The organism is Cryobacterium sp. W22_MBD10_FK3 (assembly GCF_052113745.1).
Classification (GTDB): Bacteria; Actinomycetota; Actinomycetes; order Actinomycetales; family Microbacteriaceae; genus Cryobacterium.
In genome coordinates this window covers 1-17,393 of the sequence record NZ_JBGQOH010000024.1, presented here as the reverse complement: position 1 = coordinate 17,393, position 17,393 = coordinate 1, and the positions used below count along the sequence as shown (strand labels likewise).

The following is a 17,393-nucleotide window of genomic DNA, read 5'->3' as shown; positions in this document are numbered from 1 at the left end:
GACGCTCCGGTGCGTCAGCCGAGGTTGGGCGAGGTGATCGCCTGGGGCGCCGCGGGAGAATCGGCCAGCGGGAACCAGACCCGGAAGGTTGCTCCGCCGCCCGGGGTCTCAATGACCTCGACGGAGCCGTTGTGGCTGGCCACGATGGAGGCGACAATCGCCAGGCCGAGTCCGCTGCCGCCGGTTTCCCGGGCCCGGGACGTGTCGGCCCGCCAGAAGCGCTGGAAGATCTTGTCGCGGATCTGCGGGGGGATGCCCTCGCCGTGGTCGATGATCGAGATGGAGGCGCGCTGGTTGCGGCGGTCGACGCCGACCTCGAGTTCCACCGGGCTGTCCGCCGGGCTGAACCTCAGGGCGTTGCCCATCAGGTTGGTGATGACCTGGCGCACCTTGTTCTCTTCGGCCATGATCACCGCGTCGAGCTCCGGCGGTGCCTCGGCGGCCTGGGGAGCCTCGGCGGCCGGGAGGGTCGCATCCGTGCGCTTGGGCCGTCGGGTGCGGAGGCGCGCGAGCGTGGCGCCGGCGAAGGAAATGGTGCCGGTGGTGGACCCGGACGGTTCGCCCTTCGCGGCGGCGTTCTTGGCCGCGGTAGCGCCCTTGGCCGAGGGGGACTTGGCCGGGGGTGTGTCGGGGGCAGCGACCGGTGGTGCGGGCGGCGCGGGTGCGACCTCTCCGGTGGAATGGCCCAGGTCGACGGAGGACGGCGGGGCCTCCTCGGCCAGTTCGACGGGGTGACTCGTCAGCACCGTGACCGTGCGGCCGGGGGACGAGGCCATGGCATCCAGCGCGGCATCGTGGGCGAGCGGCAACAGGTCCACCCGGGTGAGGGCGAGTGGCTTGGTCTCGTCCAACCGGGCCAGCTCGAGAAGGTCTTCGACCAGTCCGCCCATGCGGATGGCTTCCTTCTCGATGCGCTGCATGGCCTGGGCCACGTCTTCGGGCGTTTGCAGCGCGCCCATCCGGTAGAGCTCCGCGTAGCCGCGCACCGAGACCAGTGGTGTGCGCAGTTCGTGGCTGGCGTCGCCCACGAACCGGCGCATCTGGTCGATCGTGCGGGCCCGGTCCTTGAAGGCCCGGTCGATCCGGCTGAGCATGGTGTTCAGCGACCGGTTCAGCCGGCCGACCTCGGTATTGGGGGTTGCTCCGCCCAGCCGTTGACTGAAGTCGCCGTCGGCGATGGCCGCGGCCGTGCGTTCCGCCTCGCGCAGCGGCGCGAACGTGGTGGTGACCAGAAGTCGGGTGAGCATGGCGCCCACGAGCACCACGCCGACGCCGAAGCCGAGGAAGATGCTGAGGTAGGTGTTGACGGTGTTCTGGGCCGACTGCAGGGAGACCGCCATCAGCAGCGTGCCGTAGGTGCCGGTGGAATTGATCACGAACGGCACGGCCACGGCGTGGAACTCGGTGTCGCCCTGGGCATCGGAGAGCTTCTGCACCGCTCCGTTCATGCCGATCACGCTGGGCAGGTCCAGCGGCATGGTCACCGCGGGCAGGTTCGCGCGCGGGCGATCCCGCCAGGTGCGGTCCTTGAGCACACCGTTCTGGTCGTAGACCGCCACGAAGTAGTCGGAGTCCACCCCGGCGGCGCTACCGTTCTCCATCGAGTTCCGGTAGTCCATCAGGGTGGTCTGCGCCTCGGTCTGCAGGCTGGCATCCACCTGCTGCACGACGTAGTTGCGCAGGATCACCATGGTGCCCACACCGGAAACGAGCAGGCCGAGCGTGAGCATCAACACGGTCACACCGGTGATCTTGGAGCGGAGCGAAATCCGGCTCCAACGGTCCATCAGGGCCACATGCATGGTTCCAGTCTAGGAAGTGAAGCTGGGTGTCTAGACCTTGGCTGCCTTGAGCATGTAGCCGAAACCACGCTTGGTCTGGATCAGCGGCTCGCTGGAGTGCATGTCGACCTTGCGGCGAAGGTACGAGATGTAGGACTCCACGATGCCGGCGTCGCCGTTGAAGTCGTACTCCCACACGTGGTCGAGGATCTGCGCCTTGGAGAGCACCCGGTTCGGGTTGAGCATCAGGTAGCGCAGCAGCTTGAACTCGGTGGGGCTGAGCTCGATGGGCTGGTCGCCCACGAGAACCTCGTGGGTGTCCTGGTCCATGGTCAGCTCGCCGGCGCGGATGACCGCGTCTTCGTCGGCGTGCATGGTGCGGCGCAGGATGGCCTTGATCCGCGCCACGATCTCGTCGAGGCTGAACGGCTTGGTGACGTAGTCGTCGCCGCCGACGGTGAGTCCGGTGATCTTGTCTTCGGTGTCGTCCTTCGCCGTGAGGAAGAGGATCGGGGCGGTGTAGCCGGCCGAACGCAGGCGCTTGGTGACGCCGAATCCGTTCATGTCGGGCAACATCACGTCGAGGATGATCAGGTCGGGCTCTTCTTCCAGCACGGCGGAGATCGCCTGGGCACCGTTGCCCACCGCGCGCACGGCGAAGCCGGCGAAGCGGAGGCTGGTGGTGAGGAGATCCCTGATGTTGGGTTCGTCGTCAACGATTAGGATGCGGGGGCCGTCAGTCATGCACCCAGTATCTGCGCGTTAGCTGGTGCTTTGCTGTGAGTGGCCGGTACGTGCTCGGCCGATCCGGTGGCGGGCCTTCCGGTGCGGTCCGGATGCCTCTACCGTCAGTGCTGTCGGCACGATCGAGTGACGCGCAGCGGAGCCTGCGACCCCGGGTCAGGAGCAGCGAATGGACGACGCAGGGCAGCCCGGCGGGCCGGGCGCCGACCCGATTTTGATCGTCGGCGCTGGCCTCGCCGGCGCCCGGGCGGTCGAGGCCATCCGGGTGGCCGGCTTCGAGGGCCGGCTGTTGCTGGTCGGGGAGGAGAGTGCGGCCCCGTACATCCGCCCGCCGCTGTCGAAGGAGTACCTCGCCGGGCGCGCTGACCGCGATTCGGTGGACGTGCATCCGGTCGGCTGGTACGCCGAGCGCGGGATCGAGCGCATCCTCGGGCACCGGGCCGCGGTGCTGGATCCGGCCGCCCACCAGGTGACCCTCGACGACGGCCGGGTGCTGCGGTACTCCCGGCTGTTGCTGGCCACCGGCGCATCGCCGCGGCCGTTCCCCGGGCCGGGGGCGAGCCTGCCCGGGGTGCACTACCTGCGTACGGTCGATGATTCCGACCGGCTGCGCGCCGCGCTGGCGGAGGGCGGTCGGCGGGTGGTGATAGTCGGCAGCGGCTGGATCGGGCTGGAAGTGGCCGCCGCCGCGAAGGGCTACGGCAACGAGGTCATCGTGCTCGGCCGCGGTGCCGTGCCGCTGCAGGCCGCGCTCGGCACCGAGCTCGGCGGGGTGTTCGAGCGGCTGCACCGCGACCACGGCGTGCATGTGGGCAACAACACCGACGTCGTGGAGCTGGAGGGGGAGACCCGAGGCGGCGGCACCCGGTTGTCCGGGGTGCGGCTGGCCGACCACACCCTGGTGCGGGCCGATCTGGTGGTGGTGGGTCTGGGCGCCACCCCGAACACCCAGCTGGCGCTCGGCGCCGGCCTCGCCGTCGACAACGGCATCAAGGTGTCGGCCACGTTCCAGACCGACAACTTCGACGTCTTCGCCGTCGGTGACGTCGCGAGCGTCTTCCATCCGCGTCTGGGTCACCGGCTGCGGGTGGAGCACTGGGCGAACGCCGACACTGCCGGCGCCGCTGCCGGGCGTGCGATGCTGGGCGACAGCACGGAGTACGACGCCATTCCGTACTTCTACACCGACCAGTTCGACCTGAGCATGGAGTACTCGGGGTTCGGCGAGCTCGCCCGAGACGCTGAGGTGGTCTTCCGCGGTGACCGGGCCGGCCGCGAGTTCGTGGCGTTCTGGCTGACCGACGGGCGGGTCGTCGCCGGCATGAACGTGAACGTCTGGGAGGTGAACGAGATCGTGCAGCGCCTCATCCGGTCCAACGTCAGAGTGGACCCGCGCCGTCTCGCGGATGAGAGCATAGCCTTGGAAGACCTGCTCGATCCGTTCCCCGGCACGGCCTGAGCACACACCCGTCGCAGTCGCACTGCGGCCAAGCAGCACGAGGAGTCAGATGGTCAGCCCGACCGCCACACCCGGGATCATCCTGCCCCGGCTGGACGTGCCCGTGCGCCGATTGAACGGCCGCGACTTCGACTTTGCCCGGGAGGTGGCGGTGATGGCGGTGATCAACCGCACCCCCGACTCGTTCTACGACCGTGGCGCCACCTTCGCGTTGGAGAACGCCGTGGCGGCGGCGCGGCGGGCCGTGGCTGACGGCGCCGACTGGGTCGACATCGGCGGGGCCAAGTTCGCTCCCGGGCCGGCCGTGCCGGTCGCGGAGGAGATCGACCGGGTGGTGCCTGTCGTGGCCGCGCTGCAGGGCGCCGGTGTGGTGATCTCGGTCGACACCTTCGACCCCGACGTGGCCAGGGCAAGCATCGCCGCCGGCGCCCACGTGATCAATGACACCACCGGTGTGCACGACCCGCGGATGGCCGAGATCGTCGCGGACAGCGACGCCACCCTGGTGATCACCCATAGCCTGGCCCGTCCGCGCACACCGTACCCCGCACCGCACTACGACGACGTGGTCGGCGAGGTGGCCGGTTTTCTGCAGGCCAGGGTGCAGCGCGCTCTCGATCACGGGATGCCGGCCGACAGGTTGGTGATCGACCCCGGCCACGACCTGAACAAGAACACCCGGCACTCCCTCGAACTCACCAGGCGGTTGGGGGAGATCACCGCGCTCGGCCTGCCCACGCTGGTAGCGGTCTCGAACAAGGACTTCATCGGCGAGACCCTCGACCGGGACCGCGACAGCCGGGTGGAGGGCACCCTCGCCGCGGCCGTGTACTGCATCCTGCAGGGCGCCCGCATCGTGCGGGTGCACAATGTCGCCGCGGCCGTCGACGCCGTGCGGATGACCGAGGCAATTCTCGGCTGGCGCGAACCGGCCTACCTTCGCCACAACCTCACCTGATGGGCACCCTCGACCCCGGCGATGTGCTGACCCGCTACACGGTCGGCGACCGGTCGACCCCGCACCTTCGGGTGAACTTCATCAGCAGCCTCGACGGCGCCGCCACCCACGACGGCCTGAGCGGTGGGCTCGGCGACGACGCCGACAGGCTGGTCTTCGACACCCTGCGGATGCTCACCGACGTGATCCTGGTCGGCGCGGGCACAGTGCGCGCCGAGGGTTACGGCGGAATCCGGTTCACCAACGAGGCCGTGGCCTGGCGGGTCGCCCACGCGCTACCGGAGCACCCACCGGTGGCGATAGTGTCCGGCCGGCTCGACCTGGACCCGGCGCACCCGGTATTCACCGGGGCGGCCACCCGGCCGATTGTCATCACCCACGCCCAGGCTCCCGCGGACCGCCGCGCGGCGCTCGCCGCCGTGGCCGATGTGTGGGACTGCGGGGAGGCAGCCGTCGACCACACGCTGATGGTGCGTATCCTCACCGAGCACGGCTACCCGCAGGTGCTCTGCGAGGGCGGCCCGAGCCTGTTCGGCTCGCTGCTGGCCGCCGACGCTGTGGACGAGCTCTGCCTCACCCTGGCCCCGCTGCTCGAATCCGGCCGGGCGCCCCGCATCGCCGGCGGGCCGGAGACGTCGCCGCGGCGGATGCGCCTGGCTCATGCCCTGCCCGCCCAGGACACCCTCCTCCTGCGCTACCTCCGGGTCAGCTGACCGCTCGCGGGGCGAGCGCATCGAGCGAGTGGGCGTCGAGGATCGTGTACGAATAGCCCTGTTCGGCCAGGAATCTCTGGCGGTTCTGGGCGAAGTCCTGGTCGACGGTGTCACGGGCGACCAGAGTGTAGAAGCTGGCGGTCAGGCCGGACTCCTTGGGGCGCAGCAGCCGGCCCAGCCGCTGAGCCTCCTCCTGCCTGGACCCGTACGAGCCCGACACCTGGATGGCGACCGAGGCCTCGGGCAGGTCGATCGAGAAGTTGGCGACCTTGGACACCACGAGCAGGTTCTCCGCGCCCTCCCGGAACGCCTGGTACAGCCGCTCGCGTTCATCGACCGGGGTGGCCCCGGTGAGTTTGGGCGCCTGCAGGGCCTCGGCGAGCTCGTCGATCTGGTCGAGGTACTGGCCGATCACCAGGATGCGTTCGCCGGGGTGCAGCGCCACCAACTCCTTGACGATGTCGAGCTTGGCGGGCGCGGTGGCGGCCATCCGGTAGCGCTCGTCGTCTGGCGCGGCGGCGTAGCGCAGCCGTTCGGCGTGGGGCAGGTCGATGCGCACCTCGAAACAGGCGGCGGGGGAGATGAAGCCCTGGGCCTCGATCTCCTTCCAGGGCGCGTCGAAGCGCTTGGGACCGATCAGGCTGAAGACGTCACCCTCGCGGCCGTCCTCACGCACCAGGGTGGCGGTGAGGCCGAGCCGGCGGCGAGCCTGCAGTTCGGCGGTGAGCTTGAACACCGGGGCGGGCAGCAGGTGCACCTCGTCGTAGATCACCAGGCCCCAGTCCATGGCGTCGAGCAGTTCGAGGTGGGCGTACTCGCCCTTCCGCTTGGCGGTGAGGATCTGGTACGTGGCGATGGTGACGGGCTTCACCTCCTTGACCTGGCCGGAGTACTCACCGATCTCCTCCGCGGTGAGGGTGGTGCGCTTCAGCAGCTCGTCACGCCACTGCCGGGCCGACACGGTGTTGGTGACCAGGATCAGGGTGTTGGTCTTGGCGGTGGCCATCGCACCGGCGCCCACCAGGGTCTTGCCGGCGCCGCAGGGCAGCACGACGACGCCGGAACCGGCGTCGAAGAAGTTCGCGACGGCCTTGTTCTGGTAGTCGCGCAACGCCCAGCCGTTCTCGAGCAGCGCGATCTCGTGCGGGGTGCCCGGGGTGTAGCCGGCGAGGTCTTCGGCGGGCCAGCCGAGCTTGACGAGTTCCTGTTTGAGCTGGCCACGGGCCCACGGCGCCACCAGGAAGGAGTCGGGGGTGGGCTGGCTGATCAGCAGCGGGGCGATGCGCCGGGCCCCGGCCACCTCGGTGAGCACAGGGGCGTCGGCGCTGCGCAGCACCAGCTGGCCCTCGTCGTCGCGGTCGATCACCAGGCGGCCGTACCTGCCCACGGTCTCCTCGAGGTCGACGGAGACGGTTTGCGGGATGGCGAACTTGGAGTACTTCTCCAGCGTGGCCAGCATGTTGGCGGCGTCGTGGCCGGCGGCTCTCGCGTTCCACAGCCCGAGCCGGGTGATCCGGTAGGTGTGGATGTGTTCCGGCGCGCGCTCCAGCTCGGCGAACACGGCCAGGTCGTGCCGGGCATCCTCGGCCAGAGGGTGCGCGACTTCGAGCAGTACCGTGCGGTCACTTTGGACGATCAGCGGGCCATCGGACATAACCGTCAATGCTACGCCTGCGGGCTGGGCCCGGCCTACCCGCGTCCGGGGGTGCGGCCGGGCCCGCCGGTGCGGGTCAGGGGGCGGGAACGATGCTGACGACGCTGGACAGCGGCAGGGTGCGTTCGATGTCGGCGTGCCGGTCTCTGGCGCGGAACCGTCCGCCGCCGACGCTGGCCGGTTCGAGGAGGTAGTCCACCACCTCGCCGTCGGGCATCTTCACGCTCACCAGCACGGTCTGCCGGTGCTTGATGGCTGAATCCAGTTGGCGGGCCAGCCAGGCATGTGCGGCCTTCGCCTCGCCGCCGTCGGTGGCGCGCAGCTTCTCAACGAGGGCGATGGTGGGATCCGGCGCCTCGGGGCGGATCGGGTGCATCACGCGATGCCGCCGCGGATGCACGACCTCCCCGGCCGCGTTCTCGGCGGCGACGGGGTAGCGGGCGTCGGTGAGGGCCCAGAACACGGTGTCCGCGGGTTGGGCGCTGGTCAGCTTGGTGGGGGAGAGCGAGATGAGCGCCAGCGCCGTGAACGTCTGGTCGACGGCGATGGCGCCGAGAACCGCGCTGTCGTCTGACCTGACATAGCTGGGCCCGGCCGGGTTGAGCGGGTCGACGCTGCCTACCCGCACCCGGCCGTACCTGTCGGCGGCGTCGCGGATGAGATACTCCACCGGTTGCGGAACACCGGTCAGCGAAATCGTGGCCAGAAAGCTCAGGATGGACTCCGCGTCGTCACCGATCGCTAGTGCGCGATTGACCGACGCGCCACTGAGCCGGTAGCTGGAGGCCAGCTCGCGGCTCTCGACATCCGCGAAGGTCCGTAGCCTGGCGTCGATCGACGCCGACAGGGGCCCGGGAGCAACGATCGACAGGTCGTGCTGCAGATAGACGGCGCCCACCTCCGCGGGCAGCGAGCCCGCAATGGTGGCGACGGCGGCATCGATGTCGCCGAGGAGCACGGATGCGCCGGCGGCGCTGGTCGACTGGCGCGCGGTGATCCCGATGAGTTCGGCGTCGCGGGCGAAGTCGGCGATGCGTTCGTCCATCCAGCTGCCGCCGGCCGGGTGCAACCAGGCCACGAAACGATGCAGGGCATCTCCCCAGGCCACGCCGGGTCGCTGCGCGAGGATCTCCCGGACATCGGCGGGCAGGGCGGCGAGCCAGGACGAGGCGAGGACACCCCAGCGTGCCGGGGCCCCCTCCACGAGCCACGCGCTCCCGGCCTGGGACTCGGACCAGTAGCCGGCGCCGAGGGCGACCAGGTCGGCGCGGGCGGCGATGCCCACCAGCGGGGCGACGGCTTCGAGGTCGACCCCCATGGCCATCGACAGGCGTTTTGTGTCGGGCAGGCCGAGACCGCCGCGGCTGAGTTCGCGGGCCGGCTCCAGGCTCAACTCGGTGAGTAGCTCGGCGATCGCGGAGACCGCGGCGAAGGCCCGCTCTGCGGCCAACCGCTCGGTGAAACGCCCGTCGGTGGCCGAGAGCGGGGCGAGCGGGCTGGGGGCCGAAACGCCGGCCAGGTCGGCGACGCCGGGCAGGCCCTCCTCTGGCCAGGCCCGCAGCCGGGCGGCGACCGCGGGAAACGGCGACACGGTGTCGTCGGTGCGCACCAGCAGCATCAGCTCGTCGAGACGGTCGACGCGGGCGGAGATGTCCGCGGCGTCCACGGTGTCATGCCCGAGGTCCGCCAGCCGTTCGACCAGTTCGCCCAGCGTTGGAGCGCCCAGGTCGGCGGCAACCGCGAGCACGGCGAGGGTGCTGCGGTCCAGGTGTGTGAGCGTGGACTGGATGGCGGCGGGGTCGAGGAGCGCTTCGGCGAGGTCGAAGAAATCGTGGATGCCGTGCGGGGGGATCGACCGGAGAGCGATCGTTCGGCGCAATGCTGCGTCGTTCAGTGCGCGGAGGCGTGAGGCGAGCGTCAGCATGCGGGTTACTCCAGTTTCTGTCGAGCCTCGCGAGCGCGGCGGATTCCGCTGACGATCATCAGGGCGATGATCAGCAGGAAGCCGATGGGGAGACCGAACAGGGGCAGGGTGAGCACGGCCGGCCAGACACCCTGACTGAACCCATCGTTGTCGCCGGCGCCGGCGGCGGTGCCGAGGATCACGGCGAGGAAGGCGAGGATCGACAGGCCGACCACGCCCGCAACCATATACGCCAGGATCTTCTCGATCCGGCTCGGGTCGTGTGGAGTTTGAGTGGTCACAGACCAAGGATACGGGGCATAGTCAGCTGCAACGGAATAAGCTGGGCGAAGCGCCGCGCATTCCTGCGCGCCTCAAAATCACAGCGAGGTTCAGATGCCCACCGGCAAAGTCAAGTTCTACGACGAGGAGAAGGGTTTTGGCTTCATCAGTTCCGATGACGGCCAGGAGGTCTTCCTGCACGCGTCTGCAGTGCCCGCCGGAGTGACGGTGAAGGCCGGGATGAAACTCGAGTTCGGTATCGCCGACGGCAAGCGGGGCGCCCAGGCGCTGTCCGTGCGCGTGATCGAAGCACCGCCGAGCCTGGCCAAGCTCAGCCGCAAGCCGGCCGACGACATGGCCATCATCGTCGAGGATCTCGTGAAACTGCTCGACGGCATCGGAGCGAGCCTGCGCCGCGGTCGGTACCCCGACTCCGCGCACAGCAAGAAGATCGCGGCCGTGCTGCGAAAGGTTGCCGAGGAACTGGATGCTTAATCCGTTCGATCCGACCCCGCCGCAGGCGCCGGCGGCGGACCCCGGGCCCGCTGCCGCGGCCGCAGCAGACGACGCGACTCCCGTCGACGCTCCGTCGAGCGAGTCCGCGGAAGCAGACGCCGCCACCGACAACGACGCCGCCGAGGTTGCCGAAGTCGACGACGACGAGGTTTTCGAGGCGGACGAGGTGCTGATCGGCGCGACCGACCAGGCCAGGGCCGCGCTCGAACTGATCACCCCGGCCGACACGATCGGCGAACAGCTCGGTTACATCGTTGAGGGCGAGCACGTGCTGTCGCTGCTCTTCGAGTGCCTCATGTCCGGATACCCGGGCTGGCACTGGACGGTCAGTGTGTCACGCGTCGACACTGATTCCGAGCCGCAGGTGCTGGAAACCGAGCTCATGCCGGGCGACGATGCCCTGCTCGCCCCGGAGTGGGTGCCATGGAGCGACCGGCTTGCCGACTCCAAGGTGGCCGAGGAACTCGCGGCCGCCGGACTCGTCGGTTCCGACGACGACGACGATAGCGACGACGACGACGACGACGATAGCGACGACGACGAAGACGACAGCGACGACGACGACGATGAGGACGACGAGAGCGCCGAATCCGATGACGCTGCCGACGACGGCGTCGACGTCCTCGACGGGATCGACGTGGACGAAGCGCTAGCGGCGTCGAAGCAGGACGAAACCGAGGCCGCAGAGGCCGAGGCCCAGGCCGATGGCGGCGCACCACAGCCACCAGCCCAAGCCGGCGTCGTGCAGTTCAGCTCGGAAGACGAACGCCAGCACCAGCAGGACTAGCCAGCCGGCCGAACCCGCTGCCACCGCTTTCCGCGCATTCGCGCGGGCGGGCAGCGGGTCTGGCCGTCGTTCGCTGTCTTTGAGCCAGAACCGCATGCTGCCTAACCCAGGTTGGCCACAACGTACTCGATCGACGAGACGAGCTTCCGCACATCCGCCGGATCGATGGCCGTGAAGGTGGCGACACGCAGCTGATTGCGTCCCAGCTTGCGGTACGGCTCCGTGTCGACGATGCCGTTGGCGCGCAGGATCTTGGCGATCGCTGCGGCGTCGATGGTGTCGCTGAAGTCGATCGTGGCGACGACCTGCGAGCGGTGGCTCGGGTCGGTCACGAACGGCGTGGCGTAGTCGACGGTCGCGGCCCAGTCGTAGAGCACCGACGACGACTCAGCCGTGCGCGCGGAGGCCCAGGCGAGCCCGCCGTTGCCGTTGATCCAGTCGAGCTGGTTTTCCATCATCAGCAGGGTCGACACGGCCGGCGTGTTCAGGGTCTGGTTGAGACGCGAGTTGTCGATGGCGTTCTTGAGGCTGAGGAACTCCGGGATGTACCGGCCGCTCGCGGCGATCCGCTCCACGCGCTCGATTGCGGCGGGGGAGAACAGGGCCAGCCAGATGCCGCCGTCCGAGGCGAGGTTCTTCTGTGGAGCGAAGTAGTAGACATCCGCCTGGTCGGCCTCGAAGTCGATGCCGGCGGCGGCGCTGGTGGCGTCGATGACGGTGAGCGCACCGGTGTCGCCCTGCACCCGGGTGACCGGGGCCATGACACCGGTGGACGTCTCGTTCTGCGGCCAGGCGTAGACGTCGATTCCCTCGGTGGGCACGGCGGTGGCCCGCGAGCCCGGTGCCGACTTGATGACGTCGGGAGCGGTGAGGAACGGCGCGGCGGCCGCGGCGGCGAACTTGCCGCCGAACTCACCGAAGACGAGGTTCTGCGCGCGGGTCTCGATGAGCGAGAACGCGGCGGCGTCCCAGAACGCTGTCGAGCCGCCGTTGCCCATGATCAGTTCGTAGCCCGCCGGGGCGCGGAACAGGTCGCTGAGGCCGGCGCGAACGCGTCCGACCAGGTTCTTCACCGGCGCCTGCCGGTGGGAGGTGCCCAGAATGCTCGCGCCGGCACCGGAGAGGTAGTCCAGCTGCTCCTGACGGATCTTGGACGGGCCGCAGCCGAATCGTCCGTCGGCGGGCAGCAATTCTGTGGGGATCTGTAGGTCCGGCATAACAGGATTCTAGTTGGCCGGTTTGCACGGGTAGTGTTGTGGCGTTGCACATATGGCCGAGCGGGAGGCTGCGGATGACTGACCTTATCGACACGACCGAAATGTATCTCCGCACGATCCTCGACCTGGAGGAGGAGAACATCGTTCCCCTCCGTGCCCGGATCTCCGAGCGCCTCGGCCACTCCGGACCGACAGTGTCCCAGACCGTGGCCCGCATGGAACGCGACGGACTCGTCGTGGTCTCCGGCGACCGGCACCTCGAGCTCACCCGCACCGGCCGCAGCAAGGCCGTGCACGTCATGCGAAAGCACCGCCTCGCGGAACGCCTGCTCAGCGACGTCATCGGGCTCGAGTGGGAGTTCGTGCACGACGAAGCCTGCCGTTGGGAGCACGTGATGAGCGAGCAGGTCGAGCGCAAGATCCTCGAAATCCTCGGTCACCCCACGGAATCCCCGTACGGCAACCCGATCCCCGGCCTCGACGAGCTGGGCGACTCCCCGGCCGTGGCGTTCATGGCCGGCGTCACCAATCTGCTCGACGTCGTGTCGGCGTCCGCCGAACCCGTCAGCGCGGTCATCCGGCGCATGGGCGAGCCCGTGCAGTTCGACCCGGTGCTCCTGGCGCAGCTCAAGCAGTCCGGCGTGCTGCCGGGCAACACCGGCGTGTTCTCCGCTGTGGGATCCTACGTGCTCGTTCAGGTGGACGGCTTCGGGGAGGGCCTGGAACTGCCCAACGAAGTCGCCGGTCACATCTTCGTGACGACGCCCGTGGCCGTGGCCTAACCCTGGATTCTCTGCAGAAATTCACAGACTCGTTACCAATTCGTTAGAATTCGCCCGTTTTGGGTGACAAACGAGTAGTGGTCACGTAGCCTCGGACCTGCCCATCGATCAGGTCGATCACCGGGCCCGCGCAAGACGTCTCTACCCTCTCCCGTCTCTTGTTGCGGAAAACCCAGGCGTTCACTCGCATCGGACGGGGCAACTCCCTAGTGTTGTCGAGGCGCCGGAGGTTCAATTTGGCCATCTTTGGTAGAAGACTGTCCCGACGCGGTCGTCGTTCCACGGCTCTTGCCATCCGATCCGCTCCCACCGCGCCGATGCATGCCGCGCAATCCGAGGTGAGCCCCCGCACCGTGATGCGACCGGGAGCACCGGTCAAACGATCCAGGCGCAAGAGCGCCACCGGCCACGCCGTGATGATGACCCTGGCCACCGGCCTGGTCGCCACCATGGCCCTGCCCGCCTACGCGTTCGCCCCCGACGACTCCGAAGGCACCTTCGCGGCCACGGCCGCGACCGAGCTCACCAAGGCAGGCGCGCAGAAGGTCGCCGTCGACGACTCTGCCGCCACGGTCAGCGTCGCACAGGATGCGTTCGCCGCCACCCCGCAGGCCGAGCTCGACGCCGCCCAGGCGGCGGAAGCCGCAGCGGCCGCGGAGGCCGCGCGGGTGGCCGCCGCGGCGTCGATGACCACCTACGCGGCCTCGTATTCGGGTCCGTCGGCGGCCGAGTACCTGGCCAGCCCGGCCTATCCCGGTTTTGATCTCGCCTCGGTCTACAACGTCGCCCTGCAGTATCAGGGCGTGCCATATGTCTACGGCGGGGCCACGCCGGCCGGCTTCGACTGCTCGGGGTTCGTGATGTACGTGTACGCCCAGTTCGGAATCGCGCTGCCGCACTCCTCTACCGGGCAGGGCGCGGCGGGAACCCGCATCGCTCTGGCCGACGCGCAGCCGGGCGACCTGGTGATCATGGACGGTCACGACGGGTTCTACGCCGGGAACGGCAATATCCTGCACGCGCCGTACGAGGGTGCGTCGGTGCGGGTGCAGCCGATCTGGACCAGCGACTACTACATAGTGCGTCTGGGCATCTGAGCCTCCCGAGCGAGCGCTGTCTGCACCCGCCCCGGTAAACACTGGGTAACGCATACCACAAATGGTGCACCACGATTTACGTGGGGCACCATTTGTGGGTTAACCTGATGCCCTGATGTTCTGCGGGATTTTAGGAGAGCCAATGCGCAAGCTACGCACGATCCACACCATGGATGTGCGCGGACACTTCGCGTTGCGGCACAGCAGTCAAATCTGTCCGAGCTTCGTGTGCGGTGCGCACGCTGAAGCCCATGGGGCGTTGTCATGATGACGACGCCCTTTTTGTTTGCCTGCAACTTCTCCCCGTCGACACCAGGCAGCAGTTCGAATGGCTGGAAGCCGTCCAGCCTTTTTCGAAAGGGAGCGCATGCGCACATTGGTCCTCAACGCGGGATATGAACCCCTCGCGGTCGTTTCGTTCAAGCGGGCACTCGTGCTCGTCATGAACCAGAAGGCAACAATCATCCAAGCGGACCAGGGTCACCCGGTCTGGGCGGCGACGGGTTCGTGGGAGCGCCCCAGCGTCATCCTGCTCACCCGGTACGTGCGCCTGCCCCGCTCCAGGGTCGTTCCGGTGAGCCGGCGCGGTGTGCTGCGGCGCGACGAGCACCGCTGCTGCTACTGCGGGAAGAGCGCGAGCACCATCGACCACGTGCAGCCGCGGTCACGCGGCGGGCGCGACACCTGGGACAACCTGGTGGCCTGTTGCCTGCGCTGCAACAATCTCAAGAGCGACCGCACTCCCGCCGAGATGGGCTGGGCCATGAATTTCGACCCCCGGATGCCGCACGGCACCACGTGGGTGGTCAGCGGGGTCGAGCGGCCGTTGCCGCAGTGGGACGAGTTTCTCGCCCCAGCCGCCGCCTGACCGGTCGGGACCGACAAGGCGTTGGCGATGTGCACCCCTTTATAGTGCGATTGTCACGAAATAGTAACGCTCAAGGTGACAGTGGGCACGGGCATCGATTAGGGTTGTGAAGTCCCCCTCCGGTTGTGGCTGTAAAGAGGATTATCTGTGACTCATTCCGGCACCGCCGGCTCGCCCGAGGGCGACGGCCCGCAACTCACGCGCCGTGAAGCCCGGGCCCTGCGCGAAGCCGCTGAGGCCGCAGTGGTACCCGCCGCCGAGACTGATTCTTCCGCCCCCGCAGCCGAGGTTGTTCTGCTCGCCGTGCCCGTGCCGCCCGTGCCGGTGCTCTCGGTGTCGCCTGACCTTGCCGTGATCGTCGAGAGCGCGAGCAGCACGCCCGCCGAGCCCGTCGTCGTCGCGCCCGCCGCGCGTGCGCGCGCTGGCACCCTGCGCTCCGCCCGGCTCCCCTCCTTCTCACGCACCAAGGCGCCGTCGACGGCGCCGTCGGACGCCACCCGGCGGCCGGCCGCGCGCGTCGCCAAACGCCGCAAGCCGATCGCGAAGCTGGTGACCCTGCTGGCGATTCCGGCGATCTTCCTCACCGCCGCGCTGCCCTCCTACGCGTTCGCTCCGCAGGGCGGCTCGGCCGGCGCCAGCCCCAGGTCCACCGGCGAAACCCAGGCTATTTCAGTCGGGGCCGCCGCCGCGGCCGTGAGCATCTCGGCAGACGGCTTCACCGCCACAAGCCAAGCCGAACTCGATGAGATCGAGGCCGGCATCGAGGCGGACCTCGCCCAGAAGGCGGCAGCCGAGGACGCGCGCGCCTCATCGGCGGACTACGCCGTGGTCGGCATCCGTGCCGAGGGTGACGACTACCCGTGGCGCGACGCCGGCACCGAATCCCAGGGCGGCGGCCTCTCGCCACTCGGCTACTACTACCGCGAATGTGTGGACTTCGTGGCCTGGCGGCTCAACCGCGATGCCGGAACCACCAGCCCGTTCAAGTGGGTCTGGTCGACCATGACGCCCGGCGGCGGCAACGCCTCCGCCTGGGCCAACGCCTGGTCGAACAAGGGCTGGGCCAGCAGCAAGTCACCCGTCGTTGGTGCCGTGGCCTGGTTCACCTACAACCACGTCGCCTACGTGCAGTCGGTGCCGGGCGACGGCACAGTAGTGCTCGAGGAGTACAACTGGATGGGCTCGCACGCGTATCACACGCGCACGGTCCCGATCAGCGAGGTGCCGGTCTACCTCTACCCACCGGCCTAGGTCGTATATCGCGCTCCGGCGACTCGATCGCCCGCGCCGGCGGCACCAGCGTGCCCCCGTTTGCGGCTAAACTTTCCCGGTCAGCCTCTGTAGCTCAATGGAAGAGCAGTTCCGTCCTAAGGAAAGGGTTGGGGGTTCGAGTCCCTCCAGGGGCACCATAAGGTGCGATCGGTGCAGCCGGATCGGCATCCGTGCCGGCGCGGCCGGGTCGATGAAGGTTGGTACCTTCGACAGATGACAACAACACGGTGGGCAATTCTGGGACCGGGCGACATCGGCGGCTGGTTCGCGCGGGCGCTGCCCCGCTCGACACACGGCACACTGCACGGGATCGCGAGCAGCAATCCCGACCGGGCGGCCGCGTTCGCCGCTATGCATGGCGCCCCCGTCACCGGAACCTACGACGAGATCCTCGCCAGGGACGACATCGACGCCGTGTACATCTCCACGGTGAACACGACCCACGCGGATCTGGCCGTGGCCGCGCTGACCGCAGGCAAGGCCGTGCTGTGCGAGAAGCCCGTGTCGACCACAGCCGCCGAGCTGGAGCGCGTGCTGCTCACCGCCGAGGCGTGCGGACTCCCGTTCGTGGAGGCCTTCAAACATCGCTTCGGCCCGTTCGCACGGGCCCTCGACGCCACTGTCGGTGCCCGCGACGTGCACGGACCGTTGCACCTGGCGGCGTCGTTCGGGTTCGCGGCGGGGGAGCGCACCGGGCGGCTGTTCGATCCCGAGATCGGTGGCGGGGCGATCCTCGACGTCGGCGGTTATCCGGTTTCGTTGGCGGTCGCCCTGGCCGCAGCGGCCGGCATCGACCCGGCCGACCTCACCGTCACGTCGGTCTCCGGCCGCGTGGGTGAGACCGGAGTCGACGAACACGCGGTGGCGACGATCACCGCGGCGGAGTTCACGGCCCAGGTGGAGTGCTCCATCATCGAGACCCTGCCGCGGTCCGCGCTGGTCACGGGAAGCAACGGCAGCATCCTGCTCCCGGATGCGTTCGGCGGCCGTCGCGACTCAGCCGCATCCTTCATCGTGCAGGCCGGCGGCCGTGACCGGGTGGTGGAGGTGCCCACCATCGACCCGTTCGCGGCGGAGGCCGACGCGGTGTCCCTGGCGCTGCTGGAACGCCGCACCGAAGCGCCCGAAATGCCGTGGTCGTACAGCCGGAGCATCGCGGGTCTGCTGGACGACTGGCGCGCCGGACTGGATCGCTGACGCTGCCGCTGACCCTGACCCTGCGGAGGGCCTAAGGTCATCGGAAGACGGTCAGCGCGGAGCTCTGCGGGTCAGGCGCCGGTAGGCGGGTGGCGCGCCACCCGCAGAGCGGCGCCCGCATGGGGCGGGCCGGTCCCCGCAGAGCGGCGCGGCCCCGCTGGCC

At 69.0% G+C, this 17,393-nt stretch carries 16 protein-coding genes, 1 tRNA gene and 1 pseudogene; 11 read left to right on the top strand and 7 right to left on the bottom strand.

Features of this window, described 5'->3' with window-relative positions; translation table 11 throughout:
• Positions 1-14: 14 nt before the first annotated feature.
• Together ACEN2M_RS16560 and ACEN2M_RS16555 are read right to left on the bottom strand one after the other, a co-directional pair.
• A complete protein-coding gene (locus tag ACEN2M_RS16560) occupies positions 15-1,802 on the bottom strand; it encodes a sensor histidine kinase (RefSeq protein ID WP_441649243.1) in 1,788 nt (595 codons plus the stop codon).
• 30 nt (positions 1,803-1,832) lie between these two features.
• Positions 1,833-2,525: a response regulator transcription factor gene (locus tag ACEN2M_RS16555; RefSeq protein WP_110128143.1), complete on the bottom strand. Its 693-nt coding sequence runs from the start codon at positions 2,523-2,525 to the stop codon at positions 1,833-1,835.
• A 169-nt stretch (positions 2,526-2,694) separates the two neighbouring features.
• On the opposite strand from ACEN2M_RS16555, the gene ACEN2M_RS16550 reads away from it, so the two are divergent.
• Genes ACEN2M_RS16550 through ACEN2M_RS16540 form a run of 3 tightly spaced genes read left to right on the top strand, consistent with a single transcriptional unit; the run spans position 2,695 to position 5,655 of the window.
• Entirely contained in the window at positions 2,695-3,984 is a 1,290-nt protein-coding gene (locus tag ACEN2M_RS16550; protein ID WP_441649242.1) for an NAD(P)/FAD-dependent oxidoreductase, read from the top strand.
• A 49-nt stretch (positions 3,985-4,033) separates the two neighbouring features.
• Positions 4,034-4,942, top strand: coding sequence for a dihydropteroate synthase (gene folP, locus ACEN2M_RS16545; RefSeq protein WP_441649241.1), 909 nt, complete (start codon positions 4,034-4,036; stop codon positions 4,940-4,942).
• On the top strand, positions 4,942-5,655 hold the full coding sequence (locus tag ACEN2M_RS16540) for a pyrimidine reductase family protein (RefSeq protein WP_441649240.1): 714 nt from the start codon (positions 4,942-4,944) through the stop codon (positions 5,653-5,655). Before folP ends, ACEN2M_RS16540 begins: the two co-directional genes overlap by 1 nt.
• Here the strand turns inward: ACEN2M_RS16540 and ACEN2M_RS16535 are convergent.
• The 3 genes from ACEN2M_RS16535 to ACEN2M_RS16525 form a co-directional block, all read right to left on the bottom strand.
• Complete coding sequence (locus ACEN2M_RS16535; RefSeq protein WP_441649239.1) at positions 5,648-7,309, bottom strand: DNA repair helicase XPB; 1,662 nt, start codon at positions 7,307-7,309, stop codon at positions 5,648-5,650. The genes ACEN2M_RS16540 and ACEN2M_RS16535 overlap by 8 nt on opposite strands.
• A 76-nt stretch (positions 7,310-7,385) precedes the next feature.
• Positions 7,386-9,233, bottom strand: a complete 1,848-nt coding sequence (locus tag ACEN2M_RS16530) for a helicase-associated domain-containing protein (protein WP_441649238.1) — start codon at positions 9,231-9,233, stop codon at positions 7,386-7,388.
• 5 nt (positions 9,234-9,238) lie between these two features.
• A complete protein-coding gene (locus ACEN2M_RS16525) occupies positions 9,239-9,514 on the bottom strand; it encodes a multidrug ABC transporter ATPase (protein WP_441649237.1) in 276 nt (91 codons plus the stop codon).
• Positions 9,515-9,608: 94 nt separating this feature from the next.
• Between ACEN2M_RS16525 and ACEN2M_RS16520 the strand changes: the two genes are divergently transcribed.
• Both ACEN2M_RS16520 and ACEN2M_RS16515 read left to right on the top strand, forming a co-directional pair.
• Entirely contained in the window at positions 9,609-9,989 is a 381-nt protein-coding gene (locus tag ACEN2M_RS16520) for a cold-shock protein (protein WP_441649236.1), read from the top strand.
• Positions 9,982-10,797, top strand: coding sequence for a DUF3027 domain-containing protein (locus tag ACEN2M_RS16515; RefSeq protein ID WP_441649235.1), 816 nt, complete (start codon positions 9,982-9,984; stop codon positions 10,795-10,797). The genes ACEN2M_RS16520 and ACEN2M_RS16515 overlap by 8 nt, the downstream gene beginning before the upstream one ends.
• Here ACEN2M_RS16515 and ACEN2M_RS16510 read toward each other — a convergent pair.
• A pseudogene (locus ACEN2M_RS16510) lies at positions 10,723-10,893 on the bottom strand (DUF2530 domain-containing protein); the annotation flags it as partial. The gene ACEN2M_RS16515 and the pseudogene ACEN2M_RS16510 overlap by 75 nt on opposite strands.
• 5 nt (positions 10,894-10,898) lie before the next feature.
• Complete coding sequence (gene serC, locus ACEN2M_RS16505; RefSeq protein ID WP_441649234.1) at positions 10,899-12,014, bottom strand: phosphoserine transaminase; 1,116 nt, start codon at positions 12,012-12,014, stop codon at positions 10,899-10,901.
• 74 nt (positions 12,015-12,088) lie between these two features.
• Here serC and ACEN2M_RS16500 point away from each other — a divergent pair, with 74 nt between their 5' ends.
• From ACEN2M_RS16500 to ACEN2M_RS16475, 6 genes are all read left to right on the top strand, one after another.
• Positions 12,089-12,796: a metal-dependent transcriptional regulator gene (locus ACEN2M_RS16500; protein WP_441649233.1), complete on the top strand. Its 708-nt coding sequence runs from the start codon at positions 12,089-12,091 to the stop codon at positions 12,794-12,796.
• A 338-nt stretch (positions 12,797-13,134) separates the two neighbouring features.
• Positions 13,135-13,893 carry a C40 family peptidase gene (locus tag ACEN2M_RS16495; RefSeq protein WP_441649232.1) on the top strand — a complete coding sequence of 253 codons (759 nt, stop codon included), beginning with the start codon at positions 13,135-13,137 and terminating at the stop codon, positions 13,891-13,893.
• A 367-nt stretch (positions 13,894-14,260) separates the two neighbouring features.
• Positions 14,261-14,761 (top strand): HNH endonuclease, encoded by a 501-nt coding sequence (locus tag ACEN2M_RS16490; protein WP_441649231.1) that lies wholly within the window; start codon positions 14,261-14,263, stop codon positions 14,759-14,761.
• A gap of 147 nt (positions 14,762-14,908) precedes the next feature.
• Positions 14,909-16,012 (top strand): CHAP domain-containing protein, encoded by a 1,104-nt coding sequence (locus ACEN2M_RS16485; protein ID WP_441649230.1) that lies wholly within the window; start codon positions 14,909-14,911, stop codon positions 16,010-16,012.
• Positions 16,013-16,095: 83 nt separating this feature from the next.
• A tRNA-Arg gene (locus ACEN2M_RS16480) sits at positions 16,096-16,170 on the top strand.
• Between the two features lie 76 nt (positions 16,171-16,246).
• Positions 16,247-17,230, top strand: coding sequence for a Gfo/Idh/MocA family protein (locus ACEN2M_RS16475; protein WP_441649229.1), 984 nt, complete (start codon positions 16,247-16,249; stop codon positions 17,228-17,230).
• The last annotated feature ends 163 nt before the right edge of the window (positions 17,231-17,393 follow it).